Raw genomic sequence first — 26,804 nt, forward strand, 5'->3', positions numbered from 1 at the left:
AACCCGGCGCCGGGCCAAGGTTTCCTTGGCAGACGGGGGGTAAATCCGTATAGTCAGGCCGATATTTCGACAGGTTCCCTATCTATGCTTCAAGACAACCCCCTGCTGGCCCAGCTCAAGCAACAGCTGCGCGAATCCATGCCGACCAAGGAAGGTACCGTCAAGGCCACCGCCAAAGGTTTCGGCTTCCTCGAGGTGAGCGAGAAGGAAAGCATTTTCATCCCGCCGCCCTACATGAAGAAGGTGCTGCACGGCGACCGCATCACCGCCCTGGTGCGCACCGAAAACGAGAAGGAAGTGGCCGAGCCGGAAACCCTGGTCGAGCAGGGGCTGACCCGCTTCGTGGCCCGGGTGAAGTGGTTCCGCGACCGGCTCAACATAGTGCCCGATCACCCGCTGATCAAGGACGCCATCAAGGCCCGCACCATCAAGGGGTTGGATGAAAAGGGCCTGAAGGAAGGCGACTGGGTGCTGGGCGAACTCAAGCGCCACGCCCTCAAGGACAACGGCTTTTTCGCCGAGGTGGTGGAGCTGATCGCCGGGGTCGACGACCCCATCGCCCCCTGGTGGGTGGTGCTGGCCCGCAACAAGCTGGCCAACCAGGCGCCCCGGGACCAGGACGAGTGGCAGACCCTGGAAGAATCCCTGCCGCGCCGGGATCTCACCGAGGTGCCCTTCTTCACCATCGACAGCGAGTCCACCCAGGACATGGACGACGCCCTCAGCGTGAAGAAGCTGGACAACGGCTGGGAGCTGACCGTGGCCATCGCCGATCCCACCGCCTATGTGCCCCACGACAGCGATCTGGACAAGGTCGCCGCCGAACGCGCCTTTACCGTCTACCTGCCCGGCCGCAACATTCCCATGCTGCCGCGCACCCTGGCCGACGAACTGTGCTCGCTCAAGGCCGGCGAAGAGCGCCCCGCCCTGTGCGCCCGCCTGCTGATCGACTTTGACGGCAAGGTCACCGACCAGGTGGAATTCTTCGCCGCCCGCATCCGCTCCCAGGCCAAGCTGGCCTACGACAAGGTCTCCGACTGGGTCGAGCAGAAAGGCGACTGGCAGCCGGAAAGCGAGGTGATCGCCGAGCAGCTGCGCGAGCTGACCGAACTCACCCGCGCCCGCAGCGCCTGGCGCAGCGAGCACGCCATCCTGTTCAAGGACAGGCCCGACTACCGCTTCGAGCTGGACGACGCCAGCAACGTGGTGGCCATTCACGTGGATCACCGCCGCATCGCCAACCAGATGGTGGAAGAGGCGATGATCGCCGCCAACCTGGCCTGCGGCAACTGGCTGGCCGAACACGCCGGCACCGGGGTATTCAACGTGCACGCCGGCTTCGACGCCGAGAAGCTGGCCCAGGTGGCCGAGCTGCTGCAGGCCCACGAAGCCCCCTTCGAGCCGGAAAGCCTGGCCAGCCTGGAAGGTTTCTGCGCCCTGCGCCGCTGGCTGGACTCTCGCGACACCAGCTACCTGGACAACCGGGTACGCCGCTACCAGTCCTTCGCCGCCATGAGCGTGACCCCGGCCGAGCACTACGGCCTGGGCCTGGCCGCCTACGCCACCTGGACCTCGCCCATCCGTAAATACGGCGACATCATCAACCACCGGCTGATCAAGGCGATACTGGCCGAGCAGGAGCACGAGGCCCATGTGCCCAGCGCCGAGCTGGCTCAGCACCTGTCCGAGCAGCGCCGCATGCACCGCCGCGCCGAGCGCGACATCGCCGACTGGCTCTATGTGCGCTACCTGCAGCCGGCGGTGGCCGAGGGCAAGGTATTCGACGCCGAAATCATCGACATCGGCCGGGGCGGCGTAAAGCTGCGCCTGCAGGAAAACGGCGCCGTGGTATTTATGCCCTCCTCCCTGATCCTGGCCAACCGGGACCGGCTGGAATGCAGCTGGGACGACGGCCGCGTCTACCTGGACAAGGAAGCGGTCTACGAACTGGGCCAGCATATCCAGGTGATCCTCACCGAAGCGGTGGAAGACACCCGCTCGCTTATCGCCAAGCCGGCGGTCCCCCTGGTGCCGGAAAAACCCGCCTCCTGATACCCAAAGGGCCTGCGATTGCAGGCCCTTTTCAGTTTGTGACAACAGCATATCGCCCCGGTGTTAGTGAGGGTGACGGACCGCAGGCGATCACCATGCAGTCTGAGGCCAGATCGAGGCCTTGTGCCGGCTCCCAGCCGCCCTCGGCATACCAGGCCAGCCACTGTTGGTCTCCGGTCATTCGTCAGCCCTTATCCCCGGCCGGCTCCTTGAGCAGGATAAAATGCTCTATTAACCGGATCATCAGGGCTTTCTGATCCGGCAGGCTTTCCGCCACCAGCAGTGCCAGGGCCACCAGGGTGTTATCGTTAATCAGTTGCTCCACTGGCCGGGCCAGCAATGCCGCATTACGGCGCAGGTACCACAAAAACAGGAAGGAGCCGCAGCGCTTGTTGCCATCGGCCAGGGGATGATTCTTGATCACAAAGTACAGCAAATGGGCGCCCCGGCTGGCCACGTTGGGATAGAACAGCTCATCGCCAAAGCCCTGCTCTATGGTGGCCAGCGCCGAGGCCAGGCCATCACCCCGCACCCTGCCAAACAGCTCGGTCGCCTCGCCCTTGGCGAACAGGGTTTGCTTGAGTTCGCCGATGGCGGCCAAGGCTTCGTCCAGCTCCAGCGGGCGCATATCCGGCTGTTTGATACCGATTTCCGCCAGTTGCTGCTCGTCGTAGCCCTGCAGCAGGCTCCAGGAGCGGGCATAGTCGCTGATCACGCCCGCCACCGCCGCCCCTTGTGGTGATACCAGCCCCTGATTGCTCAGGGTGCGGCTGAGCAAATTCATCGCCTGCTCGAACTCGATGCCCCGCTCCGCCAGGCGGCGCCGGTTAAGGGTGTAGCCCTGAACCAGGTGGTCTTTTAGCGCCTGGGTGGCCCACCGGCGGAACTGGACGCCGCGCTGGGACTTTACCCGGTAGCCCACAGATATGATGACATCCAGTGAGTAACGAGAGACCGGCTTGTCTGAGCCAGCAATATGCATTTTTTGCATATTGCTTTCCTCGGGCAGTTCGCCCTCCTTGAACACATTGCGAATGTGGCGGGAAATCACTGACTGATCGCGGCCAAACAGCTCACACATCTGCGCCTGGCTGAGCCACACTGTCTCCTGCTCCAGCGCCACTTCCAGTTGCGCTTGCCCGTCGGCGCTGGTGAAAATCTGGATCTGTTGGTTGTTCATCGTCTTGTTCGTTCCGTGGCCGGCATCCGGTTGGTTTAGCCCCAGTAACAATGCTTTGCCAACGGGTGTCAACCGATAAACAACATCTACTGCACGCCGGCCATGTCCACCAGCACCTCCGCCACCAGCGACTGCTGGTGACCTACCCGTTGGGTGACCTGTTGCACAATTTCCATGCGGGTCTGTGCGCCCGCCTGGATGTCATCAATCGCGGCCAGCGCCTGGCTGGCCTCCTGCAAACAGGTGCCACGGGACTGGTCGATGTTCTCCAGTCCGGTGCGGGCCCTGGTGGCGGAATGCCCCAGGTTCTCGGCAATTTCCCGAATTTGTTCGCTGGACTGGTTCACCCGGCGGGACAGATTGCGGACCTCGTCCGCCACCACCGAAAACCCCCGGCCGTGCTCCCCCGCCCGGGCCGCTTCGATGGAGGCATTGAGGGCCAGCAGGTTGGTCTGTTTGGCAATGTCCTGAATATTGCCCACGATGGCGCCGATCTCGGCGGATTGATCCTGCAACTGATTGAATACCCTATCGATATTCTCCATGTCACCGGCGAGTGAGCGGATCGCGGCCTCCGAGGCGCGGATGCTGCGGGCGGTCTCGGCCACCTTGTTACCGGATTGCCGGGCCAGAACGCCGGCCTGTGCCATTTCTTCCAGGATCAGCCCGGCGTTGGCGCCCAGTTGGTCGAGCTGTGCCAGCAGGCGTTGATGGTGGACCGGGTCGGGCGCCGGATCGGCGGTTGGCACGGGTTCTACCACCGGAGGCAGCACAGGCGCCGTTTCAACCACGGCGGGCGCCGCTGCCGCTTGGTCGACCATGCGCGCCGGTAACCTCAGGGCCAGGCAAGCCGCCGCCAGGGCCAGCAGCGCGCCCGACAGAGACAGCGTCAGCGCCACGCCATCCTGACCACCCAGTCGGATGGAGAGGGCGACCAGCAGCAGGGTCGCGGTACCGATGGCGGCGATCAACACCACTTTGGTATGGGATTCCGGGTAGGTTGCGCGAACATCGCTGATTTCGTAGGAGTCCATGATGAGTTATCTCTTGCCGGTTCTGGGCTGGGTATTTGCTGAAGACAGGAGCGTTGGCGTGGATTGACGGTGGGCGCTCCCTGCAGGCAGGGGCGCCCTCGTTGCAGGTTAGCTCACCCGTTTGACCAGCAGTTCGGCGAACACCGCCGGGCATTCCACCGAGGGCACATGGCCCACCTGCTCCAGGATCACCGGTTCGCCGGCGCCGCTGCATTGGGCCAGGGTGCGCAGCGATTCGGGCGGGGTGGCGATATCGTCACTGCCGCCCACCAGCAGCAGGGGTACGCCGTGGCCCTGCAGTTGCTCGCGGAAGTCGGTGCGGCCCAGCATGTCGCACAGCAGGGCGTAGCTGTTGGCGTCACCCCGGCCCATGATGGTGTTCCAGCCCTTGAGCAGGGCCGGCTCGCGTTCGCAGGCGGCGGGGCCGAACCAGCGCGGCACTATGTCCACCGCCATGGCGGCCAGGCCCAGTTCCCGCACCGCCTTGGCGCGGGCCTGCCAGGCCTCGGCGGTGCCGATCACCGCCCCGGTGTTGGTGAGGGTGGCGGACAGCAGGCGCTCGCCATGCCGGCTGAGCAGTTGCTGGCCGATCACCCCACCGATGGAAGTACCGACAAAGTGGAACCGCTCCGCGCCGGCCTGGTCGACCAGCGCCAGCAGCTCCGCCGCCAGATTCTCGGGGGTGATTTCCTCCCCGAGCCAGGCCGCGCTGCTGCCGTGGCCGGGCAGATCCCAGCTCAGCACCCGGTAACGGGGCAGCAGGACGGGCAGCAGGTCGTCCCACACCGCCTGGCTCATGCCCAGGGGATGGGCCAGCACCACCAGCGGCAGCGCCGGGTCGCCCAGCAGGCGGTAGCCGACGGCGCGGCCGTCAATTTCCAGAAAAGACATTCAGCCTCCGAATAGTAAAAGGTGACCCTGCCGGGATTAGGCGAGTTTGCAAACAGCACCGTTTATGGGTGCAGAGCCGGTCGGCCAAAGGGCCCACCTCGCCGACACGCCATAAACCCATCCCTGGGGGCTCGGACATGCCATCCCTGGCATGTCACGGTCGGCGACGCGGCTCCCTTTGCCCTCCTCCCAAGCATAGGTGCTGCCCGATCCCGGCCCCCGAAGATATGCAACGCCCAGGTAGAATTAAACCCGCTCGATCAGGGTGGCAATACCCTGGCCGACGCCCACGCACATGGTGCACAGGGCCAGGCGCTTGTTCTGCCGGTGCAGCTCGTGGGCGGCGGTTTGCAGCAGGCGGGCGCCGGACATGCCGAGCGGGTGGCCCAGGGCGATGGCGCCGCCGTTGGGGTTGACCCGGGCGTCGTCGTCCTTCAGCCCCAGCTCCCGCATGCAGGCCAGGGCCTGGGCGGCGAAGGCCTCGTTGAACTCGAACAGGTCGATGTCGTCCATGGTCAGGTTGTGCCGCTCCAGCAGCTTGCGCACCGCCGGCACCGGGCCAATACCCATGATGCGCGGCTCAACGCCACCGGTGGCCATGCCCAGCACGCGGGCCATGGGCCTGAGGCCGTGGCGCTGCACCGCGGCTTCGCTGGCGATCAGCATGGCGGCGGCACCGTCGTTCACCCCGGAGGCGTTGCCGGCGGTGATGCTGCCACCGGCGCGGAAGGGGGTCGGCAGCCTGGCCAGCTTCTCTGCCGTGGTGTCCGGGCGCAGGTGCTCGTCGTCGGCGAAAATCAGCGGCTCCTGCTTGCGGCGCGGAATCTCCACCGGCACGATTTCCTCGGCAAAGCGGCCATTTTTCTGGGATTCGGCCGCTTTCTGCTGGGAACGGGCGGCAAAGGCATCCTGATCTTCCCGTGAAATACCGAACTGTTCGGCCACGTTCTCCGCCGTTTCCGGCATGGAATCCACCCCGTACTGGGCCTTCATCAGCGGGTTGATAAAGCGCCAGCCGATGGTGGTGTCTTCAATGGCCTGGGTACGGCTGAAGGCCGAATCGGCCTTGCCCATCACGAAGGGGGCGCGCGACATGGACTCCACCCCGCCGGCCAGCACCAGCTCCAGCTCGCCGGCCTTGACGGCGCGCACAGCGGTGCCCACCGCATCCATGCCCGAGCCGCACAGCCGGTTGAGGGTGGTGCCGGGCACGCTCACCGGCAGGCCCGCCAGCAGGGACGACATCCGCGCCACGTTGCGGTTGTCTTCGCCGGCCTGGTTGGCGCAGCCCATGATGACTTCGTCGATGGCCGCCGGATCCAGCTCCGGCGCCTGGGCCAGCACGGCCCTGAACACCTGGGCGGCCAGATCGTCGGGGCGTACCGCCGCCAGGGTGCCGCCGAAGCGGCCGATGGCGGTGCGTCTGGGGTGGCAGAGGTAAACGGGCTTCATTGGGCGGCCTCCTGGGATACCGGCTTGGCGTGATGGGCGGCGGTTCTGGCCTTGAGCGAGCGCAGTATCTCCAGCTCCTCGGCAGAAGGTTCGGGAGTTTGCGCCAGCGGCTCGGCAAAGCGCACCGGCCAGCCGGTGGCCTCGCTCACCTGCTCGCGGGTCACGCCCGGATGCAGCGAGGTCACCACCAGCTCCTTGGTGTCCGCGTCGGGGGCCATCACGCACAGATCGGTGATCACCTTGGTCGGGCCCCGGCCGATGTTGGGCACGCCGTCGCGGCCCTTGCCGTCCCGGCCGTAGCCCAGGGTGGTGATAAAGTCGACGGCGTCCACGAAGGCCCGCGGCGAGTGCTTGAGGGTGATAAACACTTCCCTGGCGTTGGAGGCGATTTCGGGCGCGCCGCCGCCGCCGGGCAAGCGCACCTTGGGTGCCTGGTAGTCGCCGATCAGGGTGGTGTTGAGGTTGGCGTAGCGGTCGATCTGGGCGGTGCCCAGAAAGCCCACATCGATATGGCCGCCCTGCAGCCAGTAGCGGAACATCTCGGGCACCGCCACTGTGGTGAGCGCCTGCTCGCACAGCTCGCCGTCGCCGATGGACAGGGGCAGGATGTCGGGCCTGGTTTGCAGGGTGCCGGATTCATAGATCAGCACCACCTCGGGGGCGTGGGTCAGGCGGGCCAGGTTGGCCGCCTCGCTGGGCAGGCCGATGCCGACAAAGCAGGTCATGCCGTTGCTCAGGGCGCGGGCGGCGGTGACCGTCATCATTTCGGAAGAACTGTATGCGAGTGTCATTGGGCCTGCCCTCCTGCGTTGTATACGTTTTGCTGCAGCCAGCCGTTGAAGGTGTCACGATCGCGGGAGATCGCGTCCCATTCCTTGTAGAAGCTGTTGTTTCTCGGATAGTAGCCGTGGGCGTAGGACGGCGCCGCGCCCCCTTTCACCTCGGCGATGGCGTCGATGGCCCAGCCCGGGATCACGCAGGCATTGGGGTCGGCCCGCAGATCGTCGACGATTTCCTCCACGGTAACGATGCTGTGTCTGGCCGCCAGCACCGCCTCCTTCTGCACCCCGACGATGCCGGACACCAGCACATTGCCCTGCCGGTCGGCACGCTGGGCATGGATGATGCTCACATCGGGCCGCACCGCCGGCACCGCCGCCAGCCGTTCGCCGGTGAAGGGGCACTCGATAAAGCGGATCTGCGGGTTCACCTTGGGCAGGTCGCTGCCGATGTAGCCGCGCAGCACCGCCAGCGGCAGGCCGGCGGCCCCCGCCTCGTAGGCGCAGGCCATGGCGGCGTGGCTGTGTTCGAAAATCTCGAGGGGCTGGGGCCAGCCCTTCTCCACCGCGTCGCGCAACCGATGCAGGGAGCCAACGCCGGGGTTGCCGCCCCAGGAGAAGATCAGCCGCTCGGCACAACCGGCGCCGATCAGCTGGTCGTAGAGGATGTCCGGGGTCATGCGGATCAGCGTCAGCCGGCGCTTTTCCTGGCGGATGATCTCATGACCCGCCGCAAAGGGGATCAGGTGGGTAAAACCCTCCATGGCGACGGTGTCGCCGTTTTGGAGGTAGCGGGCAATCGCGTCGTGCAGGCTCATGAATTGGGCCATGGGTATCGCCTCCCTGGGTGACTTTGAAGTTCGCATTACGAACTTGGGTTTGCATTACGAACATATTTACACCCATTCGACGGCCGTGGCAAACCCCGATCCCGGCTATTTTTTTGAAAAAGAGATTAACCGGTTGAAAAAGAAAAGATTATTTTTTGCTCATCAACAGGCAAAAAGGGAGGAATGAAAACGGGGGTTCGTTATACGAACTTTTGCTACCATGGATGGCCAGGGTCACCGCCGACACCGCCACAGGAGGAACACCATGACCGCAGATGACAGGCTCAGCCCCGAAGACAGGGACTTCGTCGCCGCCCTGGCCAGCGGGCTGGAGGTGCTGCAGGCCTTCGATCAGCAGCATCCGCGCATGACCCTGAGCGAGGTGGCGGCCAGAACCGGCATGGACAGGGCCAAGGCCCGCCGCTTTCTGCTGACCCTGCACGCCCTGGGCTACCTGGACAAACAACAACGCCACTTCGCGCTGACCCCCAGGGTGCTGCAGCTGGGCAACGCCTTCCTCTCGGCCAACCCCTACCGGGTGGTGATCCAGCACTACCTGGAGGAGATCACCCGGGAGATCGGCGAGTCCACCTCGCTGGGCGTGCTCGACGGCGACGACGTGGTCTATATCGCCCGCTCCGCCGCCGAGCACCGGCTGATGGCCATTCGCCTGTCGGTCGGCACCCGGCTGCCCGCCGCCTACACCTCCATGGGCCGGGTGCTGCTGGCCCAGCTGCCGGAAGCCGAGCTGGCCGCCTACCTGGAGCGGGCACCACTGCAGGCCCACACCGAACACAGCATCACCGATAGCAACGAACTGCGCCGGGCCATCGACCAGGTGCGCCAACAAGGCTACGCCATCGTCGATCAGGAGCTGGACTCGGGCCTGCGCTCGCTGGCGGTGCCGGCCTTCGACCAGCGGGGGCAACTGCTCGGCGCCATCAACATCAGCACCAACGCCGCCCGGGTGGACATGGACACCCTGACCGGCCGCTTCCTGCCGCTGCTGCAGGACAAGGCCCGGCTGATCCGGGAAACACTGCAGGGCTGAGGGCGGCCTCTCAGGGATAACGCCCGGTCAGCCGGTTTTCCACCAGCTCCGCCAATATGGTGTTGACCAGCCGCATCGCCGCGTTGGGGTTCTCGCCCCGGCGGCGGGAGGCGATCACCGGAATGGTGAGCTTTTCATCCCCCACCGACACAAACGCCACCCCATCCCGCTTCAGCTTGTGCACCTGCTCCGGCACCAGGGCGAAGCCCATTTCCGAGGCCACCAGCGACAGCGCCGTCTGCAGATCGTTGACCTGCTGGATCACCTGCAGCTTCAGGCCCCGGCGCTGGAACAGCCCCAGGGCCACGTCGACGAAATTGGGGCCGGGGCCGGCGGGAAAGGCCACCATGGGCACCTCCGCCAGCTCCGCCATGGTCGGCGACCGCCCGGCCAGGGGATGGGACGCGGGCAGGGCGATAAGCAAGGGCTCGTTGAACAGCACCTCCTGCTCCACGTCCGGATCCTCGATATGCACCCGGCCGAAACCGATGTCGATCTTGCCGCTCTTGAGCGCCTCTATCTGCTCCCGGGTCTTGAGCTCATGCAGCACGATCTCCAGGTTCTTGTTGCGCCGCAGCCGCCGCACCATCAGCGGCAGTTGGCCGTAGAACACCGAGGGCACGAAGCCGATGGCGAACACCGTCTTGCGCAGCTGGGCAACCTGCCGCGTGCCCTCGATGCTGGCGTCCACCCGGTCCATGATGGTGCGGGCCTGCTGCAGGAAGTACAGGCCGCCCTGGGTCAGCTCCAGCCCCCTGGCCTTGCGGATAAACAGCTTCACCCCCAGCTCTTCCTCCAGCTGCTTGATCTGCCGGGTCAGGGGCGGCTGGGCGATAAACAGCCGTTCCGCCGCCCGGGTCAGGTTCAGCTCTTCCGCCACCGCGATGAAATAGCGCAGGTGTCTCAGCTCCATCCATACCTCCAGGGTATTGGTTGCGACTTAATCAATATTGGTGAGTATGACTCCGAAAATGTAACTTCACTGCAACAGGCAGTTATCACTAGACGTTCGGAGCTTACATGTCAGCAACCATCCAGTCCATCGAAGCCATCCTGGTCGATATCCCGACCATACGCCCGCACAAGCTGTCCATGGCCACCATGGGCGTGCAGACCATGGTCATAGTGCGGATCAAGGACAGCGACGGCCTCGAGGGTCTGGGCGAAGCCACCACCATCGGCGGCCTGGCCTATGGCCCGGAAAGCCCCGAAAGCGTCAAGCTGACCATCGACAGCTACTTCAGCCCCCTGCTGCTCGGCCAGCCGGCGGATGCCATCAATACCCTCAGGGTAGGGCTCAACCGGGCGACCCGCGGCAACAACCTGGCCAAGTCCGCCATTGAAACCGCCCTGCTCGACCTGCAGGGCAAGCGCCTGGACCAGCCGCTGCACCAGCTGCTCGGCGGCGCCGTGCACCGGCACATTCCGGTGCTCTGGACCCTGGCCAGCGGCGACACCGCCCGGGACATCGACGAGGCCAAAAGCCTGATCGCCGCCCAGCGCCACTGCGACTTCAAGCTCAAGATCGGCTCCCGTCCGCTGATGGACGACGTGCGCCACGTGGCGGCGATCAAGGAAGCCCTGGGCGAGGGCGCCAGCGTGCGGGTCGACGTCAACCAGGCCTGGGATGAAAGCACCGCCGCCCGGGGCATGGCCGAACTGCAGGCCGCCGGCATCGACCTGGTGGAGCAGCCCACGCCGATGAAGGATCACGACGCCCTGGTGCGGCTGTCCGCGAAGTTCCACCTGCCGATACTGGCGGACGAGGCGGTGGCCGACGCCGGCGACATGTTCCGCCTGGCCTCGGCCGGCTTCGCCGGCGCCGTGGCGCTCAAGATCGCCAAGGCCGGTGGCCCGCTACGGGCGCTGGAAGTGGCGGCGGTGGCCGGCGCCGCCGGGGTCGGCCTCTACGGCGGCACCCTGCTGGAAGGCACCATAGGCACCGCCGCCTCCCTGCACGCCTGGGCCACCCTGGACCGGTTGCACTGGGGCACCGAGATGTTCGGCCCGCGGCTGTTAAAGGACGACATCGTGGTCACGCCGCTGAATTTCCATCACAACGGCGTCGAACTGCCCGCCGGGCCCGGCCTGGGCCTGGCGATAGACGAAGACAAGCTGACCCGGTACCGCCGGAAATAAACAGCGGCCGCGAGGCCCGCCTACAGGAGGACAAGACATGCTGTTCAAAGTCGAGATGAAGGTGAACCTGCCCCACGACATGCCGGCCGAGGTGGCCGCCGAAATAAAGGCCCGGGAGAAGGCCTACGCCCAGGAGCTGCAACGCCAGGGCAAGTGGCGCCACCTGTGGCGGGTGGCCGGCAGCTACGCCAACGTCAGCATCTTCGACGTGGCCGACAACGCCGAACTGCAGGAGCTGGTAAGCGCGCTGCCGCTGTTCCCCTACATGGACATCAGTGTCGCGCCCCTGTGCCGGCACCCGTCCTCCATCCACCAGGATGACCGTTAAGCAAGTACTCAGTACCCCTACGACCCGATAACAAGCAAGGAGCCAGAGCAATGTCAGTCAAGACCATGCACACTCAGGAAGTCACAACACTGCTGGAAAAAGTAGCCGGGCTCAACCAGGCCGGCGGCAACGAGCGGGTAAAAACCATAGTCCACCGCCTGATGCACGATGTCTTCCAGCTCATCGAGGATCTGGACATCACCCCGGAAGAATTCTGGAGTGCCGTCTACTACCTCAACGATCTGGGCAAGAACGGCGAGGCCGCCCTGCTGGCCCCGGGCCTGGGGATGGACCGCTACCTGGATATCCGCCAGGATGCCGAGGACGAGCAGGCCGGTCTGGCCGGCGGCACCCCGCGCACCATCGAAGGCCCCCTGTACGTGGCCGGCGCCCCCCTCTCCGACGGCTTCGCCCGCATGGACGACGGCAGCCAGGCCGGTGAAACCATGATCCTCACCGGTCAGGTCACCGACCAGCACGGCCAGCCCCTGGCCGATGCCATCGTCGACCTCTGGCACGCCGACCTCAAGGGCGCCTACTCCTACTTCGACCCGTCCCAGAGCGAGTACAACCTGCGCCGCCGGATCAAGACCGACGCCCAGGGCCGCTACAGCGCCCAGAGCATCATCCCCTCCGGTTACGGCTGCCCGCCGGAAGGCGCCACCCAGGCCCTGCTGAACCAGCTCGGCCGTCACGGCCGCCGCCCGGCCCATATCCACTTCTTCGTGTCCAAGCCGGGCTACAAGCACCTGACCACCCAGATCAACCTGGCCGGCGACCAATACACCTACGACGACTTCGCCTTCGCCACCCGCGAGGAGCTGGTGGTGGACGCGGTACGCGTCGAGGATCCGGCCGCCGCCGAACAGCTCGGCCTGAGCCAGCCCTTCACCCGGGTGGAGTTCAACATCCGGCTGCTGGCCACCGACCAACCCGAACTGCAGGTCCGCCACGAGCGCAAGCGCGCCCTGGAAGGCGAAACCGCTTAATTCAGCCCAGACCACAGACGTTTTCCGGCCGCCCCCACGGGAGCGGCCCGGGAAGACTCACGCCCGACAACGGCATCACATGGAGTGACGACAGATGACTCGCCAACTCGATCGACTCGAAAACAAGATCCGCGGCGCGGTGGAAGCCGACGCCCAGAGCGGCCACTACCGCTGCGACCGCAGCATCTTCACCGACCAGGAACTGTTCGACCTGGAGATGAAGCACATCTTCGAAGGCAACTGGGTCTACCTGGCCCACGAAAGCCAGGTGGAAAATCCCGGTGACTACTTCACCACCACCGTCGGCCGCCAGCCGGTGATGATCACCCGCACCAAGGAAGGCGAGCTGCAGGCGCTGCTCAACACCTGCTCCCACCGGGGCGCCACCCTGTGCCGCAAGAAGCGCGGCAACAAGGCCTCCTTTACCTGCCCCTTCCACGGCTGGACCTTCAAGAACGACGGTCAGCTGCTGAAGGCCCGCGACCAGAAGAAAGGCGGCTACCCGGACAGCTTCAGCACCGACGGCTCCCACGACCTGAAGCGGCTGCCGAAGTTCGAATCCTACCGCGGCTTCCTGTTCGGCAGCCTCAACGCCGACGTGCAGCCCTTGCGGGAATACCTGGGCGAAACCACCAAGATCATCGACAACATCGTCGATCAGGCGGAAGACGGCCTGGAAGTGCTGCGCGGCAGCTCCACCTACACCTATGAAGGCAACTGGAAGCTGACCGCCGAAAACGGCGCCGACGGCTACCACGTGGGCACGGTGCACTGGAACTACCTGTCCACCATGAGCCAGCGCAACTACGAGAAGGGCGGCACCGAGGCGGTGGACGCCAAGAGCTGGTCCAGCGAGGGCGGCTTCTACTCCTTCGACAACGGCCACATGATGCTGTGGACCCGGCTCACCAATCCCCAGGTGCGGCCGGTGTACCAACACCAGCAACGGCTGGCGCAGCAGCTGGGCGCGGCCCGGGCCGACGCCATCGTCAACACCACCAAGAACCTGTGCCTGTACCCCAACGTCTACCTGATGGACCAGTTCTCCACCCAGATCCGGGTGCTGCGCCCCATCTCCGTCGACAAGACCGAGATCACCATCTACTGCTGGGCGCCGAAGAACGAGCCGGCGGCCGACCGCGCCAAGCGTATCCGCCAGTACGAAGACTTCTTCAACGTCAGCGGCATGGGCACCCCGGACGATCTGGAAGAGTTCCGCGCCTGCCAACAGGGCTATGAAGCCAGCGGCCTGAAGTGGAACGACATGAGCCGGGGCGCCGCCCACTGGATCCAGGGGCCGGACGCCGGCGCCGATGCCATCGGCCTCAAGCCCATGCTGAGCGGCGCCAGGCCGGAAGACGAAGGGCTTTACGTCACCCACCACCAGCACTGGGTCAAGGAGATGCTGCAAGCCGTAGCAACCGAGCGGGCCCGCCTGATTTCCATAACCGAACAGGAGACTTGCGCATGAGCATGAGCTTCGAACAAATCCAGGCCTTTATCCACCGGGAGGCCCGCCTGCTGGACGACCGGCAGTGGGATCAGTGGCTGCAGTGCTACCACGAAGAGGTGGTGTACTGGATGCCGGCCTGGGACGACGAGGACCGGCTGACCGAGGATCCGCAACGTGAAATCTCGCTGATCTACTACCCGAACCGCCAGGGCCTGGAAGACCGCGTCTACCGCATCAAGACCGAGCGCTCCGGCGCCAGCTCCTTGCCGGAGCCGCGCACCACCCACCTGACCAGCAACCTGGAGATCCTGGAGCAGGCGGGCAACAAGGTGAAGCTGCGCTTCAACTGGCAGACCAACAGCCACCGCTACAACCAGACCCAGTTCTTCTTCGGCACCTCCTTCTACACCCTGGACAGCAGCGGTGAGCAGCCGGTGATCACCGAGAAGAAGATCATCCTGAACAACGACTACATCAATCAGGTGATTGATATCTATCACCTGTAACCGGTGGGGAGAGCATCATGAGCTACAACATAGCCCTCAACTTCGAAGACGGCGTCACCCGCTTCATCAACTGCAACCCGGGGGAAACCGTGCTGGACGCGGCCTACCGCAACCAGATCAAGCTGCCCATGGACTGCTCCGACGGCGTCTGTGGCACCTGCAAGGGCAGCTGCCGCCAGGGCAGTTTCGACCTGGGCGACGACTACCTCGACGAGGCCCTGACCGAGGAGGAAGTGGCCGAGGGCAAGGTGCTCACCTGCCAGATGGTGCCCTCCGGCGACTGCGTGGTGGAGATCCCCGCCCCCTCCACCCTGTGCAAGACCGGCCAGGTGGAGTTCGGCGGCACCCTGGCCGAGGTCAACCTGATCTCCCCCACCGCCATCGAACTCAAGGTGAACGCGGACCAGGACATCCCCTTCCTGCCGGGCCAGTACGTCAACATCAGGGTGCCGGGCAGCGAGGAAAGCCGCGCCTACTCCTTCAGCTCGTGCCCGGGCAGCCGGGAGCTGAGCTTCCTGATCCGCAACGTGCCGGGCGGCCTGATGAGCTCCTGGCTGGTGGGCCAGGCCCGGGCCGGCGACCGGCTGAGCCTGACCGGCCCCATGGGCGTGTTCTACCTGCGCCCGGTGGCGCGTCCGGTGCTGATGCTGGCCGGCGGTACCGGCCTGGCGCCCTTCCTGGCGATGCTGGAAGAACTGAAGGTGAAAGGCTGCGACCAGCCGGTGCACCTGATCTACGGCGTGACCAACGACGACGACCTGGTCGGGGTCGAGGCGCTGGAACGCTTCGCCGCCGAGATCGGCAACTTCAGCTTCAAGACGGTGGTGGCCGGCGCCGACAGCGCCCACCCGCGCAAGGGCTATGTCACCAACCATATGGAAGACGCTCCCCTCCGGCACGGCGAGGTGGACGTCTACCTGTGCGGTCCGCCGCCCATGGTGGATGCGGTGCTGGGCTACTTCCGCGGCCAGGGCATCCAGCCCGCCTCCTTCCACTACGAGAAGTTCAGCCCCAGCGTCACCGCCGTCGCGGAGCAGGTGGCATGAGCGCCCGCTTCCAGGACAAGGTGATGGTGATCACCGGCGCCGCCCAGGGCATAGGCCGGCGGCTGGCCGAGCGGGCGGCGGCGGAAGGCGCCCGCCTGGTGCTGGCGGATCTGGCGGATTACGTGCACGAGCTGGCGGCCGAACTGGCACAACAGGGCGCCGAGGCCCTGGCGGTGCAGGCCGATCTGGAAAGCTGGGACGGGGCACACACCCTGATGACCCGGGCCCATGAACGCTTCGGCCGCATCGACGTGCTGGTGAACAACGTGGGCGGCACCATCTGGGCTCAGCCTTACGAGCACTACAGCCCGGAGCAGATCCAGAAAGAGATCCAGCGCTCCCTGTTCCCCACCCTGTGGTGCTGCCGGGCGGTGCTGCCCTACATGGTGGCGCAGCGTCACGGCGCCATCGTCAACGTGTCGTCGGTGGCCACCCGCGGCCTGATGCGGGTGCCCTACGGCGCCGCCAAGGGCGGGGTCAACGCCATGACCGTCAACCTGGCGTTCGAATACGCCGAACACGGCATCCGGGTCAACGCCACCGCCCCCGGCGGCACCGAGGCGCCGCCCCGGCTGACCCCGCGCAACAGCGAGGCCCAGGGCGAACGGGAGCAGCAGTGGTACCAGGCCCTGGTCGAGCAGACCAAGGCCACCAGCCTGATGCACCGCTACGGCACCCTGGACGAACAGGCGGCGGCCATCCTGTTCCTCGCCTCCGACGACGCCAGCTATATCACCGGCACCATTCTCCCCGTGGCGGGCGGAGATCTGGGCTGATACACGAAAAGGCGGCCGGAGGAATCGACCGCCTTTACATCGGAACTGCGGGGGCCCAGGCCCCCGGACTCCAGACTTAAGGACAACACGCGGAGTAACACCTGATGAAACATATCGATGTCAACGACACCATAGACAACGCCAGCTTCACCCCCTTCCACTGGAAGGTGCTGTTCTGGTGCACCCTGATCATCATTTTCGACGGCTACGACCTGGTGATTTACGGGGTGGTGCTGCCGATCCTGATGGATCAGTGGTCGCTCAACCCCTACGTGGCCGGCCTGCTGGGCAGCAGCGCCCTGTTCGGCATGATGTTCGGGGCCATGGGCTTCGGCATGCTGTCGGACAAGCTCGGCCGCAAAAAAACCATACTGATGTGCGTGGTGCTGTTCAGCCTCACCACCGTGCTCAACGGCCTGGCCGCCAATCCCTGGCAGTTCGGCATCCTGCGCTTTATCGCCGGCCTCGGCATCGGCGGCGTCATGCCCAATGTGGTGTCGCTGATGAGCGAATACTCGCCCAAGAAGAACCGCAGCACCCTGGTGGCGCTGATGTTCAGCGGCTACGCGGTGGGTGGCATGATGTCCGCCGGCCTCGGCATCTGGATAGTGCCCAACTACGGCTGGGAGATCATGTTCTACCTGGCCGCCGCCCCCCTGCTGCTGCTGCCGCTGATGATCAAGTACCTGCCCGAGTCGGTGGCCTTTCTGATGGCGCAGAACCGCCAGGAAGAAGCCCGGGTGCTGCTGCAAAAGGTGGCGCCGGAACGGCAGATTAGCGGTGATGACAAGCTGGTGGTGCCGCCGGTCAAGGAGCAGAAGGCGCCGGTACTGGAGCTGCTGCGCGGCGGCCGCGCCCTCAGCACCCTGATGTTCTGGACCGCCTTCTTCTGCTGCCTGCTGATGGTTTACGCCCTCGGCTCCTGGCTGCCCAAGCTGATGTCCATGGCCGGCTATGCCCTGGGCTCCAGCCTGATGTCGCTGATGGTGCTGAACATCGGCGCCATCGTCGGCGCCGTGGGCGGCGGCTGGCTGGCCGACCGCTTCTCGCTGCGCTCGGTGCTGGTGACCTTCTTTATGCTGGCCTCCGCCTCCCTGGTGCTGCTCGGCTACCCCCACCCCATGTGGCTGCTGTACAGCCTGATGGCCGTGGCCGGCGCCACCACCATCGGCTCGCAGATCCTGCTGTATGCCTATGTGGCCCAGTTCTACCCGGCCAGCATCCGCTCCACCGCCCTCGGCTGGGCCTCGGGCATCGGCCGCAACGGCGCCATCGTCGGCCCCATGCTGGGCGGCACCCTGCTGGCCCTGGCGTTGCCGCACCAGATGAACTTCCTGGTGCTGGCGATACCGGGCGCCATCGCCACCCTGGCCATCGCCCTGGTGGGCCGGCGCACCGGCGCCAGCCAGCCCGCCGCCGAAGCCGGCGCGGCGACCCAAGGCTGATCCCTGGCGGCGATAACCATGACCCCGGCCTTGTGCCGGGGCTATCAGTTTGTCGACAAAGCCGTCATCATGGCCCGAAGAAGTCGGCCAAAGGGAACGGCTGTTTACACATGGGTGCTACTGGATTGAGTGACTCCGAAAGTTTGTCGCGGCCTGATAGATCCTGGTAGAACCTGCTATTTATCCCTCATATTGCTTTATTTTCAGAAGGAGCCGGATATGACCTCTTTTCTGCGCGATCTGTCGCTGCCGGCGGTGGCCGCGGGCTTTCTGGCGGTGCTGGTGTCCTACGCCGGGCCGCTCGCCATCTTCTTCCAGGCCGGCGCCAGCGCCGGCGTGTCCCAGGAGATGATGACCTCCTGGGTATGGGCCATTTCCCTCGGCGCCGCCGTTTCCGGCATGGTGCTGTCGCTCTGGCTCAGGGTGCCGGTGGTCACCGCCTGGTCGGCCCCGGGCACCGCCCTGCTGGTGACCCTGTTTCCCGGGCTGTCGCTCAACGAGGCGGTGGGCGCCTACCTCACCGCCGCCGCCATCACCCTGGTAATCGGCCTGTCCGGCAGCTTCGACGCCCTGGTGCGCGCCATTCCCAAAGGCGTGGCCGCCGGCATGATGGCCGGTATCCTGTTCCAGTTCGGGGTGGGTGCCTTCACCGCCATCGACGGCTCCCCCGCCCTGGCCCTCGGCATGCTGGCCGCCTATCTGCTGTGTCGCCGGCTCTGGCCCAAGTACAGCCTGATCCTGCTGCTGCTGACCGGCATACTGCTGGCGATGGTGCTGGAGGGGGCGTCGCTGGCCGGCCTGCGCTGGGAGCTGGCCACCCCGCAACTGATCCGGCCGGAATGGTCGCTGGCCGCCACCCTGGGTTTGGCGCTGCCGCTGGTACTGGTCAGCCTGTCCGGCCAGTTCCTGCCGGGCATGGCGATACTGCATGGCGCCGGCTACCCGGTCGGGGCCAGGCCCGTGCTCGGCGTGACCAGCCTGGTGTCCCTGCCCATGGCGCTGTTCGGTGGCATCAGCATAGTGGTGGCCGCCATCACCGCCGCCATCTGCGCCGGCAAGGACGCCCATGAAGACCCCAAGCGACGCTACGTGGCCGGGGTGTTCAACGGCGTCTTCTACCTGGTGGGCGGCCTGTTCGCCGGCACCATAGTGAGCCTGTTCACCTCGCTGCCGGCTGCCTTCGTGGCGGTGCTGGCCGGCCTGGCCCTGCTCGGCGCCATCGGCGGCAATCTGGTGACCGCGCTGGAGGAGCCGAAGGGACGGGAAGCCGCGCTGATCGCCTTTATCGTCACCGCCTCGGGGCTGTCACTGTACGGGCTGTCGTCGGCCCTGTGGGGCGTGGTGTTCGGCCTGGCCGCCCACCTGGTGCTGAATGGCAGCCTGGCCGGCCGCCGGGCTCCCTGGCGGGAATGGCGGCGCGCCCGGGGGCAGAAGGCATCCTGAATCATAAAGCCGGAAGCCGGACTTGTGACCAAGAGTCAGGCTTCCAGCTATCGGCTTCAAGCCCGAGTGCCGTTGAATACCCCGGACGACAGGTAGCGATCGCCCCGGTCGCAGATAATGGCCACGATCAGGGCATCGTCAACCTGCTCCGCCAGCCTGAGGGCGCCGGCCACGGCGCCGCCGGAACTGATCCCGCAGAAGATGCCTTCCTCCCGCGCCAGCCGGAGCATGGTGTCCACCGCCTCCGCCTCGCCGACATCCAGCACCTGATCCACCCGGCTCTTGTCGAAAATGCCCGGCAGGTAGGCCTCGGGCCAGCGGCGGATACCGGGGATCTGGCTGCCCTCGCCGGGCTGCAGGCCGATGATTTGTATGGCGGGGTTCTGCTGCTTCAGGTATTGCGACACCCCCATGATGGTGCCGGTGGTGCCCATGCTGGACACGAAGTGGGTGAGCAGTCCCCCGGTCTGGCGCCATATTTCCGGCCCGGTGGTCAGCAGATGGGCCTCCGGGTTGTCCGGATTGTTGAACTGATCCAGGATAACGCCCTTGCCCTCGGCGGCCATGCTATCGGCCAGGTCCCGGGCCCCTTCCATGCCGGCTTCCTTGCTGACCAGGATCAGCTCGGCGCCATAGGCCCTCATCGAAGCCTTGCGCTCTTCGGTGGCGTTGTCGGGCATGATCAGCACCATGCGGTAGCCCTTGATGGCGGCGGCCATGGCCAGGGCGATGCCGGTGTTGCCGCTGGTGGCCTCGATCAGGGTGTCGCCGGGCCGGATCCGGCCTCGGGCCTCGGCCTGGCGGATCATGTTCAGCGCCGGCCTGTCCTTGACCGAGCCCGCCGGGTTGTTGCCCTCCAGCTTGACCAGCACCTGGCTGTTGGTATGCCCGGCCAGCCGCTGCAAGCGCACCAGGGGGGTGTTGCCGACAAAATCTTCGATGGTGGGAAACTGCATGGGAAACCTTGATGACATGGCGTTTACACCAGTTTACCCGCCAGCGGGTCCGGGAACCACAGGAACGCTTCGTGATGAAAAAAACCACAGTGCCGGGGCACCGCCATCTTGTGCAAGTTTGCGCCAGGCCCGATAATCCGCGCGCCTTATCCGGAGACCATGCCATGAACCCTTTGCTTATCACCATCGGCCTGCTGACGCTCAGCAATATCTTTATGACCTTCGCCTGGTACGGCCACCTGAAGAACATGCAGAACAGCCCCTGGATCTGGGCCGCCCTGATCAGCTGGGGCATCGCCCTGTTCGAATACCTGCTGCAGGTGCCGGCCAACCGCATCGGCGCCCAGGTGGTGAACGTGGGCCAGCTGAAGATACTGCAGGAGGTGATCACCCTGTCGGTGTTCGTGCCCTTCTCCATCCTCTACCTGAAGGAGCCCTTCCGCATGGACTTCGTCTGGGCCGGGCTCTGCCTGCTGGGCGCCGTTTTCTTTATGTTCCGGGAGCGGCTGTTCGGCTGAGCCTCCCGGCGGCAGCTATTCGGTCTGCTCCAGCCGTTGCAGGGAGTCCGCCAGGCCTTCGATACGCACCTTGGTGTCGCCCAGCAGCCGGCTGATCTCGTCCGCCGAGGCCCGGGAGCGGGCCGCCAGGGTGCGCACCTCATCGGCCACCACAGCGAAACCGCGCCCCTGCTCCCCGGCCCGCGCCGCCTCTATGGCGGCATTCAGGGCCAGCAAGTTGGTCTGTTCGGCGATATCGTTGATGGTACGCGCGATATGCTGGATTTGATCGCTCGAGCCCAGCACCTCACCCATGGCGTTGTTGGTCTCTTCGATGGTGCGCTTGCGCAGGCTGATATCGGAGCCGTACATCACCACCTTGGCCAGGTGCTGGTTCACATCCAGGATGGGGGTGAAGGTCACGTCGAGCCAGACCACCTGGCCAGCTCCGTCTGGCACTTCCAGATCCCGCTGCAGACTCCGGCCCTGTTGCAGTTGCTGCCAGCCGTCCTCGCCCAGCAACTGGCGCAACCGCCCCAGGGGGCCCGAGGCCATGGCGGCGTGATCCCGGTGCATCAACTTGTCGAGCAGGGCATTGGTATAGCTGAGTTCGCCGCTACCGTTCCATTCGGCCACCGCAAAGGAAGAGCCGATGGCCTCCAGCCGGGCATTGAACTCCAGCGCCTTGGACTTGGTCTCGGTAATGTTGACCTGGATGGAAATAAAGCGCTCCAGCTTGCCCTGCTCGCTGAACACCGGGTTGATGGCCAGCGACACCCAGTAGGGCCGGCCCTGCTTGTCGTAGTTGAGGATTTCGTCGTAGAAGGCCTGCTGGCGGGAGAGGTAGTCGCGGATCCGCGCCCGGGTGGCCGGATCCGTCAGTTCACCCTGCAGGAAGTCGCCGGGCTTGCGGCCCCTGACCTCGTCCAGGCTGTAACCGGTCAGGCTGCAGAAGCCCGGGTTGACGTATTCGATGCGCCCCTCGGCATCGGTGATGATCACCGAGTTGTTGGTGCGGTTGGCCACCAGCGACAGCAGCCGGAATTCCTCCCGCCGCTCTACCTCGGCGGTCACGTCCTTGAGGAAGGCGGTATAGATGATGCGCCCGTCGAGCTGCACCTTGGACAGGGCCAGGGCGGCCCACAGCCGGCTGCCGTCCTTGCGGAATACCGGCACCTCGCGGCTGGTACCGACGATCTTGTCCTGGCCGGTGCGGCGGTTGGCATTCACATAGTTGTCATGGTTGGGGCGGATATCGTGGGGCACCAGCATCTTGACGTTCTGCCCCAGCACCTCGGCCCTGTCGTAGCCCCAGAGCCGCTCCGCCGCCTGATTGAAGAAGGTGACGGTGTTGTGTTCATCTATGGTCACCACGGCATCGATGGCCTGCTCCAGGGTCTGGTTGATCATCTCCCGCATATTGTGCTCGGCGGTGATGTCGCGCACGAAGGCGGTGTAGCCGATATCACGGCCCAGTTTATAACGGGAAAGGGACAGGCTCACCCACACCATCTGGCCGTCCTTGCGCTGCAGCTGTACCTCGCGGCTGGTGCCGACGATACGGTTCTCCCCGGTGTCCCGGTTGCGGTTGACGTAGCCGTCGTGGGCAGCGCGGATGACGCCGGGCACCAGCATATTGACGTTGTTGCCCAGCACTTCGTCCTTGCGGTAACCCCACAGCCGTTCCGCCGCCGGATTGAAGTAGACGACCCTGTTGTGCTGATCGATGCTCACCACGGCGTCGATGGCGTGCTCCAGTGCCTCGCGCAGCCGGCCATTGCCGCCGCGCCCCAGTCGGAAAAATCCCAGATGCTTGCTCCAGCCCATAATGATTATCCTTAATCGTGCCCGCCTGAATAAAGCTAGATGCATATGAGAACAACGACCAAGGGCGGCGAAGAAATTAACATGCCTTGGCGCTCCGGCCCCTGGCCTCCGGCTTTATCATACTCAAGCAGAACTTGCGGCAAGACAAGCCTTGAACTCGCCCTGGATGCTAGATTCGTATCGCCACACCCTGGAACCTGTTCACGCCACTAAAAATGAAATCCGGATCAGTATCTTATAATGTGCTAGAACCACTCGGGCCCTGGCTCTCCACCGACCTAAGGAATCGCTATGCCGCTGCAAGGACTTGATGCCCTCTTCCGGCCCGCCAGCATCGCCGTGATCGGCGCCTCCCACCGGGACAACGGCGCCGGCAAGCTGGTGATGAAAAATCTGCTGGCCGGCAACTTCAGCGGCCCGGTAATGCCGGTCAATCCCAAGTACGACGCCGTGGCCGGGGTCATGGCCTATCCGGATATCCAGAGCCTGCCCCGGGTACCGGATCTGGCCATCATCTGCACCCCGGCCGCCAAAAATCCCGGCATCATCGACCAGCTCGGGCGGAAAGGCTGCAAGGCCGCCATCGTCCTGGCCGCCGGCACCAGCGACGAACAGCTGGTGCAGATGAAAGACAGCGCCCGCCAGCACGGCATGCGCCTGCTCGGCCCCAACAGCATGGGAGTGATACTGCCGCACCTGGGGCTGAATGTCAGTTTCGCCCCCTTCCCCGCCAAACCGGGGCGCATCGCCTTTGTATCCCAGTCGGCGGCGGTGTGCGCCACCATCCTCGACTGGGCCCGCCATAACGACATCGGCTTCTCCCACTTCATCTCCCTGGGCGATGCCAGCGACATCGACTTCGCCCAACTGCTCGATTACCTGGCCCGGGACCGGCACACCAGCGCCATACTGCTGTATATGGATGCCATCCAGGACGCCCGCACCTTTATGTCGGCGGCCCGGACCGCATCGCGCAACAAGGCGGTGCTGGTGGTCAAAAGCGGCAAGACCCGGATCGGCGCCCAGCTCGGCCACCTGCACACCGGTGGCGATGTGGGGCTGGATGCGGCCTACGATGCCGCCATCCGCCGGGCCGGCATGCTCAGGGTGCGGGATACTCATGACTTGTTCGCGGCGGTGGAAACCCTCAACCATGCCCAGAGCCTGCGCGGCGAACGGCTGGTGATCCTCACCAACGGCGGCGGCCCGGCCATCATGGCCATCGATACACTGCTGGCCAGGGGCGGCAAGCTGGCTTCCTTAAGCGAGGCCACCCTGGCGGCCCTGGACAGGGTACTGCCGCCGGCCTGGTCCCATACCAATCCCATCGACATCGTCGGTGACGCCCCGGTGGAGCGCTATATCGCCAGCCTCAAGGTGCTGCTCGACAGCGACGACTTCGACGCCATCCTGATCATGCATGCCCCTTCCGCCGCGGTGAACAGCACCCTGGTGGCCAGGGAGCTTATCCAGGTGCTCAAGGAGCACCCCCGGGCCCGGCGCTTCAACATCCTCACCAACTGGTCGGGGGAAACCAGCGTGTTCGAAGCCCGCCGCTGCTTTACCGAAGCCGGCATTCCCACCTACCGCACCCCGGAAAGCGCCGCCAGCGCTTTTATGCACCTGGTGGAATACCGGCGCAACCAGAAGCAACTGATGGAAACCCCGGAGTCCATCTCCGACATGCCCAACGACAGCGACACCGTCAAGGCACTGATCCAGGAGGCTTTCCAGCAGGGACTCCAGCAGTTGGACACCCATGAGGTCAGCCGGCTGATGGCCGCCTACGGCATCCAGACCCTGCCCACCTGGATCGCCTCGGATGCCACCGAGGCGGCCCATATCGCCGAGCAAATCGGCTATCCGGTGGTGATCAAGCTGCGCTCCCCGGACATTGCCCACAAGTCCGATGTTTCCGGCGTGGTGCTCAACCTGCGCTCGGCGGCGGAGGTGGCCCAGGCCGCCGATGCTATTCTCGATCGAGTCCGTCAAACTTACCCCAGCGCCCGCATCCACGGCCTGCTGGTCCAGCGCATGGCCCGGCGGGCCGGTTCCCAGGAACTGCACATAGCGGTGCGCTCGGATCCGGTGTTCGGCCCGGTGATACTGCTGGGTGACGGCGGCGTCGACTGGGAAGGGGAAGAACAGGCGGCGGTGGCCCTGCCGCCGCTCAACATGACCCTGGCCCGCTACCTGGTGATCCATGCCCTGAAAAGCGGCAAGGTCAGGGCCAATCGCTCCCAGAAGGCGCTCGATATGGAAGCCGTCTGCCGGGTGCTGACCCAGGTTTCCCACCTGATCATCAACCACCCCGAGATCACCCGGCTCGACATCCATCCCCTGCTGGCCACCGACAAGGAAATGATCGCCCTCGATGTCAGCCTTCGGCTCAAGCCCTTCGAGGGCGACGGCCAGGCCAGGCTGGCCATCCGGCCCTATCCCAAGGAATGGGAGGAGCAGGCCAGCCTGAAGGATGGCCGCCCCATACTGCTGCGCCCCATACTGCCGGAAGATGAACCGGCCCATAAGGAGTTTGTCAGCCATGTGTCCGATGAAGATCGCTATAAACGTTTCTTTGCCGATGTGGTGATCGGCCATGAAGAACTGGCCCATATGACCCAGATCGATTACGACCGGGAGATGGCCTTCGTGGCAGTGGCCGGCAACGGCGATATCCTCGGCGTGGTCAGGGCAATCTCGGATCCGGACAACAGTGACGCCGAGTTCGCGGTGCTGGTGCGTTCCGACCTCAAAGGGGTCGGCCTCGGCCGGCTGCTGATGGAAAAGATTGTCCGCTATGCAAGAATACGCGGGATCAGCACCCTGAGCGGGGTGACCATGCCGTCCAACCGCGGTATGGTGGTGCTGGCCCGAAAACTGGGATTCAAGGTGACCGTACATCTGGAAGACGGCATCGTCGAGCTCAAGTTGAGTCTTAACCAGGCCGATGCCCAGTGACTATAGTTGGGAAGATACAACAATCATATAAATAACAGGGAGTTCCTCCATGTCCGTTACACGCGTTTTAGTCAGTCCCGAAGGTCCACAGTTTTCCCGCCTGATCATGGGCTACTGGCGGCTGCTGGAATGGCAGATGTCCCCCCAGGAGCTACTCGGCTTTATCGAACAACATCTCGAACTGGGCATTACCACCATCGATCATGCGGATATCTATGGTAGTTATGGCTGCGAGGCCGCCTTCGGCCAGGCCCTCAGGCTGAAACCCGCCTTGAGGGAGCAACTGCAGATCGTCACCAAGTGTGGCATCGCCCTGCCTTCCGCCGCCCATCCCGGCCACCAGTTGCCCCACTACAACAGCGAGAAGGCCCATATCATCGCCTCGGCGGAGCAGTCGCTGCGCCACTTCAATACCGATCGTCTCGACCTGCTGCTGATCCACAGGCCCGACTACCTGATGGATGCGGACGAAATGGCCAAGGCCTTCAACAGCCTGAAAAAAAGCGGCAAGGTCCGCCATTTCGGGGTATCCAACTTTACTCCCAGCCAGTTCGAACTGCTGCAGTCACGACTGGACTACCCGCTGGTCACCAACCAGGTCGAAATATCGCCCCTCTATCAGGACACCCTCACCGACGGCACCCTGGATCAATGCCAGCGCCGGCATCTCAAGCCCATGGCCTGGTCCTGCCTGGGCGGAGGCCGGCTGTTCAGCGAGCAGGCATTCCAGCCGTTGCGTGATGAGCTGGCGCAGATCGCGCTGGAAGTGGATGCCGCCAGCATAGAGCAGGTAGTCTACGCCTGGGTGATGATGCTGCCCAGCCAGCCGCTGCCGATCCTCGGCTCCGGCAAGATAGCGCGGGTGAAACAGGCCGTGCAGGCAGAAAACATTCAGCTCAGCCGTCAGCAGTGGTATCGGATCCGCCGCGCGGCCCTCGGCCGGGATGTGGATTGAAAGCAGAGACAAGAAAGCCCTTCACGGAGATGAAGGGCTCGTTCTGCCGGTTCGAATGTGTTCGAGCCGGAAAAAGCAAAAACCCCGATACACAGGTATCGGGGTTTTTAATTGGGTGCCTGGCAGTGACCTACTTTCACATGGCAGCTGCCACACTATCATCGGCGCGGGTGCGTTTCACTTCTGAGTTCGGCATGGGGTCAGGTGGGACCACAAC

At 64.8% G+C, this 26,804-nt stretch carries 24 protein-coding genes and 1 rRNA gene; 15 read left to right on the forward strand and 10 right to left on the reverse strand.

The genetic code is table 11. The annotated features are described in order from the left end of the window. Positions 1-84: 84 nt before the first annotated feature. On the forward strand, positions 85-2,052 hold the full coding sequence (locus JKV55_RS02630; protein ID WP_202082184.1) for an exoribonuclease II: 1,968 nt from the start codon (positions 85-87) through the stop codon (positions 2,050-2,052). Positions 2,053-2,236: 184 nt separating this feature from the next. On the opposite strand, the gene JKV55_RS02635 is transcribed toward JKV55_RS02630, so the two are convergent. The 6 genes from JKV55_RS02635 to JKV55_RS02660 form a co-directional block, all read right to left on the reverse strand. Further along, positions 2,237-3,232 (reverse strand): virulence RhuM family protein/type II toxin-antitoxin system death-on-curing family toxin, encoded by a 996-nt coding sequence (locus JKV55_RS02635; protein WP_202082185.1) that lies wholly within the window; start codon positions 3,230-3,232, stop codon positions 2,237-2,239. Between the two features lie 86 nt (positions 3,233-3,318). Next, positions 3,319-4,266 carry a methyl-accepting chemotaxis protein gene (locus JKV55_RS20135; RefSeq protein ID WP_202082186.1) on the reverse strand — a complete coding sequence of 316 codons (948 nt, stop codon included), beginning with the start codon at positions 4,264-4,266 and terminating at the stop codon, positions 3,319-3,321. Positions 4,267-4,374: 108 nt separating this feature from the next. Further along, positions 4,375-5,157: an alpha/beta fold hydrolase gene (locus JKV55_RS02645; RefSeq protein ID WP_202082187.1), complete on the reverse strand. Its 783-nt coding sequence runs from the start codon at positions 5,155-5,157 to the stop codon at positions 4,375-4,377. 246 nt (positions 5,158-5,403) lie between these two features. Continuing rightward, positions 5,404-6,609, reverse strand: coding sequence for a 3-oxoadipyl-CoA thiolase (pcaF, locus tag JKV55_RS02650; RefSeq protein ID WP_202082188.1), 1,206 nt, complete (start codon positions 6,607-6,609; stop codon positions 5,404-5,406). Continuing rightward, positions 6,606-7,400, reverse strand: a complete 795-nt coding sequence (locus tag JKV55_RS02655; protein WP_202082189.1) for a CoA-transferase subunit beta — start codon at positions 7,398-7,400, stop codon at positions 6,606-6,608. Before JKV55_RS02655 ends, pcaF begins: the two co-directional genes overlap by 4 nt. Beyond that, a complete protein-coding gene (locus JKV55_RS02660) occupies positions 7,397-8,218 on the reverse strand; it encodes a CoA transferase subunit A (protein ID WP_202082190.1) in 822 nt (273 codons plus the stop codon). Before JKV55_RS02660 ends, JKV55_RS02655 begins: the two co-directional genes overlap by 4 nt. Here JKV55_RS02660 and JKV55_RS02665 point away from each other — a divergent pair. Both JKV55_RS02665 and JKV55_RS02670 read left to right on the forward strand, forming a co-directional pair. After that, positions 8,217-8,405 carry a hypothetical protein gene (locus JKV55_RS02665; RefSeq protein ID WP_202082191.1) on the forward strand — a complete coding sequence of 63 codons (189 nt, stop codon included), beginning with the start codon at positions 8,217-8,219 and terminating at the stop codon, positions 8,403-8,405. The genes JKV55_RS02660 and JKV55_RS02665 overlap by 2 nt on opposite strands. A 78-nt stretch (positions 8,406-8,483) precedes the next feature. Continuing rightward, complete coding sequence (locus JKV55_RS02670; protein ID WP_202082192.1) at positions 8,484-9,269, forward strand: IclR family transcriptional regulator domain-containing protein; 786 nt, start codon at positions 8,484-8,486, stop codon at positions 9,267-9,269. A 10-nt stretch (positions 9,270-9,279) separates the two neighbouring features. Here the strand turns inward: JKV55_RS02670 and JKV55_RS02675 are convergent, their stop codons facing one another. After that, positions 9,280-10,182, reverse strand: a complete 903-nt coding sequence (locus JKV55_RS02675; RefSeq protein ID WP_202082193.1) for a LysR family transcriptional regulator — start codon at positions 10,180-10,182, stop codon at positions 9,280-9,282. 107 nt (positions 10,183-10,289) lie between these two features. On the opposite strand from JKV55_RS02675, the gene JKV55_RS02680 reads away from it, so the two are divergent. The 9 genes from JKV55_RS02680 to JKV55_RS02720 all read left to right on the forward strand — a co-directional run bounded on the left by JKV55_RS02680 (position 10,290) and on the right by JKV55_RS02720 (position 19,394). Then, a complete protein-coding gene (locus JKV55_RS02680) occupies positions 10,290-11,408 on the forward strand; it encodes a muconate/chloromuconate family cycloisomerase (RefSeq protein WP_202082194.1) in 1,119 nt (372 codons plus the stop codon). 37 nt (positions 11,409-11,445) lie between these two features. Continuing rightward, positions 11,446-11,736 (forward strand): muconolactone Delta-isomerase, encoded by a 291-nt coding sequence (catC, locus tag JKV55_RS02685; protein WP_094040516.1) that lies wholly within the window; start codon positions 11,446-11,448, stop codon positions 11,734-11,736. A 50-nt stretch (positions 11,737-11,786) separates the two neighbouring features. Then, entirely contained in the window at positions 11,787-12,725 is a 939-nt protein-coding gene (gene catA, locus JKV55_RS02690; RefSeq protein ID WP_202082195.1) for a catechol 1,2-dioxygenase, read from the forward strand. A gap of 94 nt (positions 12,726-12,819) precedes the next feature. Then, positions 12,820-14,196: a Rieske 2Fe-2S domain-containing protein gene (locus tag JKV55_RS02695; protein WP_202082196.1), complete on the forward strand. Its 1,377-nt coding sequence runs from the start codon at positions 12,820-12,822 to the stop codon at positions 14,194-14,196. After that, a complete protein-coding gene (gene benB / locus JKV55_RS02700; RefSeq protein WP_202082197.1) occupies positions 14,193-14,684 on the forward strand; it encodes a benzoate 1,2-dioxygenase small subunit in 492 nt (163 codons plus the stop codon). Before JKV55_RS02695 ends, benB begins: the two co-directional genes overlap by 4 nt. A gap of 17 nt (positions 14,685-14,701) precedes the next feature. Then, the gene (benC, locus tag JKV55_RS02705; protein WP_202082198.1) at positions 14,702-15,730 is read left to right on the forward strand and encodes a benzoate 1,2-dioxygenase electron transfer component BenC; all 1,029 of its coding nucleotides are present in this window, start codon (positions 14,702-14,704) and stop codon (positions 15,728-15,730) included. Then, entirely contained in the window at positions 15,727-16,506 is a 780-nt protein-coding gene (gene benD, locus JKV55_RS02710; RefSeq protein ID WP_202082199.1) for a benzoate diol dehydrogenase BenD, read from the forward strand. Before benC ends, benD begins: the two co-directional genes overlap by 4 nt. 104 nt (positions 16,507-16,610) lie before the next feature. After that, on the forward strand, positions 16,611-17,951 hold the full coding sequence (locus tag JKV55_RS02715; protein WP_202082200.1) for an MFS transporter: 1,341 nt from the start codon (positions 16,611-16,613) through the stop codon (positions 17,949-17,951). 219 nt (positions 17,952-18,170) lie between these two features. Next, positions 18,171-19,394 (forward strand): benzoate/H(+) symporter BenE family transporter, encoded by a 1,224-nt coding sequence (locus JKV55_RS02720; protein ID WP_202082201.1) that lies wholly within the window; start codon positions 18,171-18,173, stop codon positions 19,392-19,394. Positions 19,395-19,450: 56 nt separating this feature from the next. On the opposite strand, the gene cysM is transcribed toward JKV55_RS02720, so the two are convergent. After that, positions 19,451-20,350, reverse strand: coding sequence for a cysteine synthase CysM (cysM, locus tag JKV55_RS02725; protein WP_202082219.1), 900 nt, complete (start codon positions 20,348-20,350; stop codon positions 19,451-19,453). Positions 20,351-20,514: 164 nt separating this feature from the next. Between cysM and JKV55_RS02730 the strand changes: the two genes are divergently transcribed. Continuing rightward, on the forward strand, positions 20,515-20,868 hold the full coding sequence (locus JKV55_RS02730) for a DMT family protein (protein ID WP_202082202.1): 354 nt from the start codon (positions 20,515-20,517) through the stop codon (positions 20,866-20,868). Positions 20,869-20,883: 15 nt separating this feature from the next. On the opposite strand, the gene JKV55_RS20140 is transcribed toward JKV55_RS02730, so the two are convergent. Then, positions 20,884-22,674, reverse strand: a complete 1,791-nt coding sequence (locus tag JKV55_RS20140; protein WP_202082203.1) for a PAS domain S-box protein — start codon at positions 22,672-22,674, stop codon at positions 20,884-20,886. A gap of 291 nt (positions 22,675-22,965) precedes the next feature. Here JKV55_RS20140 and JKV55_RS02740 point away from each other — a divergent pair, with 291 nt between their 5' ends. Both JKV55_RS02740 and JKV55_RS02745 read left to right on the forward strand, forming a co-directional pair. Beyond that, positions 22,966-25,632 (forward strand): bifunctional acetate--CoA ligase family protein/GNAT family N-acetyltransferase, encoded by a 2,667-nt coding sequence (locus JKV55_RS02740; protein WP_202082204.1) that lies wholly within the window; start codon positions 22,966-22,968, stop codon positions 25,630-25,632. Between the two features lie 49 nt (positions 25,633-25,681). Further along, the gene (locus tag JKV55_RS02745) at positions 25,682-26,587 is read left to right on the forward strand and encodes an aldo/keto reductase (RefSeq protein WP_202082205.1); all 906 of its coding nucleotides are present in this window, start codon (positions 25,682-25,684) and stop codon (positions 26,585-26,587) included. 117 nt (positions 26,588-26,704) lie between these two features. On the opposite strand, the gene rrf is transcribed toward JKV55_RS02745, so the two are convergent. Next, positions 26,705-26,804 (reverse strand): 5S ribosomal RNA (gene rrf / locus JKV55_RS02750); the annotation flags it as partial.

The sequence above is a fragment of the Zobellella iuensis genome, from assembly GCF_016746085.1.
Classification (GTDB): Bacteria; Pseudomonadota; Gammaproteobacteria; order Enterobacterales; family Aeromonadaceae; genus Oceanimonas; species Oceanimonas iuensis.

Excerpts from the sequence above, each read along its gene's own strand:
- JKV55_RS02630 (WP_202082184.1), top strand. The coding sequence starts at position 85 with ATGCTTCAAGACAACCCCCTGCTGGCCCAGCTCAAGCAACAGCTGCGC.
- JKV55_RS02635 (WP_202082185.1), bottom strand. The coding sequence starts at position 3,232 with ATGAACAACCAACAGATCCAGATTTTCACCAGCGCCGACGGGCAAGCG.
- JKV55_RS20135 (WP_202082186.1), bottom strand. The coding sequence starts at position 4,266 with ATGGACTCCTACGAAATCAGCGATGTTCGCGCAACCTACCCGGAATCC.
- JKV55_RS02645 (WP_202082187.1), bottom strand. The coding sequence starts at position 5,157 with ATGTCTTTTCTGGAAATTGACGGCCGCGCCGTCGGCTACCGCCTGCTG.
- pcaF (WP_202082188.1), bottom strand. The coding sequence starts at position 6,609 with ATGAAGCCCGTTTACCTCTGCCACCCCAGACGCACCGCCATCGGCCGC.
- JKV55_RS02655 (WP_202082189.1), bottom strand. The coding sequence starts at position 7,400 with ATGACACTCGCATACAGTTCTTCCGAAATGATGACGGTCACCGCCGCC.
- JKV55_RS02665 (WP_202082191.1), top strand. The coding sequence starts at position 8,217 with ATGGGTATCGCCTCCCTGGGTGACTTTGAAGTTCGCATTACGAACTTG.
- JKV55_RS02660 (WP_202082190.1), bottom strand. The coding sequence starts at position 8,218 with ATGGCCCAATTCATGAGCCTGCACGACGCGATTGCCCGCTACCTCCAA.
- JKV55_RS02670 (WP_202082192.1), top strand. The coding sequence starts at position 8,484 with ATGACCGCAGATGACAGGCTCAGCCCCGAAGACAGGGACTTCGTCGCC.
- JKV55_RS02675 (WP_202082193.1), bottom strand. The coding sequence starts at position 10,182 with ATGGAGCTGAGACACCTGCGCTATTTCATCGCGGTGGCGGAAGAGCTG.
- JKV55_RS02680 (WP_202082194.1), top strand. The coding sequence starts at position 10,290 with ATGTCAGCAACCATCCAGTCCATCGAAGCCATCCTGGTCGATATCCCG.
- catC (WP_094040516.1), top strand. The coding sequence starts at position 11,446 with ATGCTGTTCAAAGTCGAGATGAAGGTGAACCTGCCCCACGACATGCCG.
- catA (WP_202082195.1), top strand. The coding sequence starts at position 11,787 with ATGTCAGTCAAGACCATGCACACTCAGGAAGTCACAACACTGCTGGAA.
- JKV55_RS02695 (WP_202082196.1), top strand. The coding sequence starts at position 12,820 with ATGACTCGCCAACTCGATCGACTCGAAAACAAGATCCGCGGCGCGGTG.
- benB (WP_202082197.1), top strand. The coding sequence starts at position 14,193 with ATGAGCATGAGCTTCGAACAAATCCAGGCCTTTATCCACCGGGAGGCC.
- benC (WP_202082198.1), top strand. The coding sequence starts at position 14,702 with ATGAGCTACAACATAGCCCTCAACTTCGAAGACGGCGTCACCCGCTTC.
- benD (WP_202082199.1), top strand. The coding sequence starts at position 15,727 with ATGAGCGCCCGCTTCCAGGACAAGGTGATGGTGATCACCGGCGCCGCC.
- JKV55_RS02715 (WP_202082200.1), top strand. The coding sequence starts at position 16,611 with ATGAAACATATCGATGTCAACGACACCATAGACAACGCCAGCTTCACC.
- JKV55_RS02720 (WP_202082201.1), top strand. The coding sequence starts at position 18,171 with ATGACCTCTTTTCTGCGCGATCTGTCGCTGCCGGCGGTGGCCGCGGGC.
- cysM (WP_202082219.1), bottom strand. The coding sequence starts at position 20,350 with ATGCAGTTTCCCACCATCGAAGATTTTGTCGGCAACACCCCCCTGGTG.
- JKV55_RS02730 (WP_202082202.1), top strand. The coding sequence starts at position 20,515 with ATGAACCCTTTGCTTATCACCATCGGCCTGCTGACGCTCAGCAATATC.
- JKV55_RS20140 (WP_202082203.1), bottom strand. The coding sequence starts at position 22,674 with ATGGGCTGGAGCAAGCATCTGGGATTTTTCCGACTGGGGCGCGGCGGC.
- JKV55_RS02740 (WP_202082204.1), top strand. The coding sequence starts at position 22,966 with ATGCCGCTGCAAGGACTTGATGCCCTCTTCCGGCCCGCCAGCATCGCC.
- JKV55_RS02745 (WP_202082205.1), top strand. The coding sequence starts at position 25,682 with ATGTCCGTTACACGCGTTTTAGTCAGTCCCGAAGGTCCACAGTTTTCC.